Here is a 1646-nt window from a genome sequence, read left to right as displayed (position 1 = left end):
GCTTATCAATAGTGCATTAATCTTGTAGTAACTTTGGGCAAATTAATCAAATCGCCAAACACCCAGCAATTCTTTGCCATGATGTGTGTGTCATTGGTTGATGGGTTGGTTTAAAAAATTGAGCTATGATTTGAACGTACAGAATACTATATGATAAAAAATAGCTGGGCTGTATTTTATCATATAATGCTTAGCGACTGCTAGCGCTATTGTAAGCTTTAAGTAGATGATAATGCATAAAAAAACGACGCTGAGACGTCGTTTTTTTTAAATCCATATAAGTTTAAGCGATACTGATACCAATAACCGCTTTATAGCCTCGCCACGTAAATGGCGTGACATAGCTTTGGCGGTCTTTTGGCAAATAAGGAATACTCGGTATCCCCTCAATAATCTTGGGCGGTGAGATAATAAAATCGGCACCAAACTCAGTACGGGCATTACCCGAAATGGTATTTGCCATCTCACCCAACAAATCCTTCATCATCGTCATGGAGGAGTCAGGCTCTCCCATCGCTTTGATAACTTCACGCAGCATAGTGCTTGGGGCGCTGACCTAAACACAGCCTTCAAGTGGTCCTGATATTTTAATCATACCGCTATAATCATAACCAACGGCATTTTTATTACTGTTTAAATAAGGCGTATCAATCACCACCGGCTCATTATCAATCTGCGCAAAGAATGCGCTGATTGAGCTTAAAAAGACGCCTAATTTTTCTACATTAACCATAATTGTTCATCGTCCATAGTTATCATCACAGGGTTGTGTATTTAGTCTTGCAAACAAACCACAATTTCCCCGATTTGACCGCGCCAACTGACAGGAATGATAAAAGAACGTCCACTTTTTGGCAGAATAATACTTTGCGGTGAGCCTTTAAAGACAAAGGGCACAGAGATATGAAATTCTGGACCAAATTCGTGACGGGCGTTACCTGAAACTGTATTGGCAACCTCGCCTGCCAAATCGACCAGATTGTCTTCACCTTTATCCACCTCGCCCATGCTATCTAGAATACTGCCCAATAGCGCAGTGGTTGCCGTAAAATAAACCACCCCTTTTTGTACCCCTGATATACCGATGACGCCGGTATAATCATGGACTTTGGGCTGTTGGTTTTCTAGCAAATATGGTGTATCTACTACCATCTCATCATTACCAAACTGATTAAAATAGTTGGTAATGATACTCACAAAAATCTGTAAATTTTGCTCTTTCATAATGTGTGTTCTTTAATAAAGTATTTATTAAAATAATCGGACAATGTTAGTCTTGTACCAGCTCATACAAAGACTCTACCAGCTCTTCTTCTGAGAACGGTTTGCACAAGAACCCGCTCGCGCCCAATGATAACGCCTCGATACCAGTCGATTTATCAGACAAGGCTGATACCACCAAAATACGAACATCAGGGTCGATGGCAATGATTTTTTCGATACATTCAAGCCCATCCATTTGTGGCATGGTCAAGTCCATGGTCACCACATCTGGACGATGGATATTGAACTTTTCAAGCGCTTGAACCCCGCTGGTTGCCGTAGCAACCAACATGAATTTACCTGAGTCATAAGCGCGCTGAATACGGTTTCGAATGATATTTGAGTCATCGACGATCATTAATTTATACATAGCTTTTTTATTG

General features: G+C 40.6%; 3 protein-coding genes and 1 pseudogene. All 4 read right to left on the bottom strand.

The window, feature by feature from the left end:
- Nucleotides 1–283: 283 nt before the first annotated feature.
- Nucleotides 284–541, bottom strand: a pseudogene (locus VLN09_RS01020) (chemotaxis protein CheX); the annotation flags it as partial.
- 15 nt (nucleotides 542–556) lie between these two features.
- Entirely contained in the window at nucleotides 557–733 is a 177-nt protein-coding gene (locus VLN09_RS01015; RefSeq protein WP_325243245.1) for a hypothetical protein, read from the bottom strand.
- 41 nt (nucleotides 734–774) lie between these two features.
- Entirely contained in the window at nucleotides 775–1224 is a 450-nt protein-coding gene (locus VLN09_RS01010; RefSeq protein ID WP_325243243.1) for a chemotaxis protein CheX, read from the bottom strand.
- 46 nt (nucleotides 1225–1270) lie between these two features.
- The coding region (locus VLN09_RS01005; RefSeq protein WP_325243241.1) for a response regulator at nucleotides 1271–1646 on the bottom strand (376 nt) is incomplete at its 5' end.

Source organism: Psychrobacter sp. (assembly GCF_035469765.1).
GTDB lineage: Bacteria > Pseudomonadota > Gammaproteobacteria > Pseudomonadales > Moraxellaceae > Psychrobacter.
This window is presented reverse-complemented; position numbering and strand designations above follow the sequence as displayed.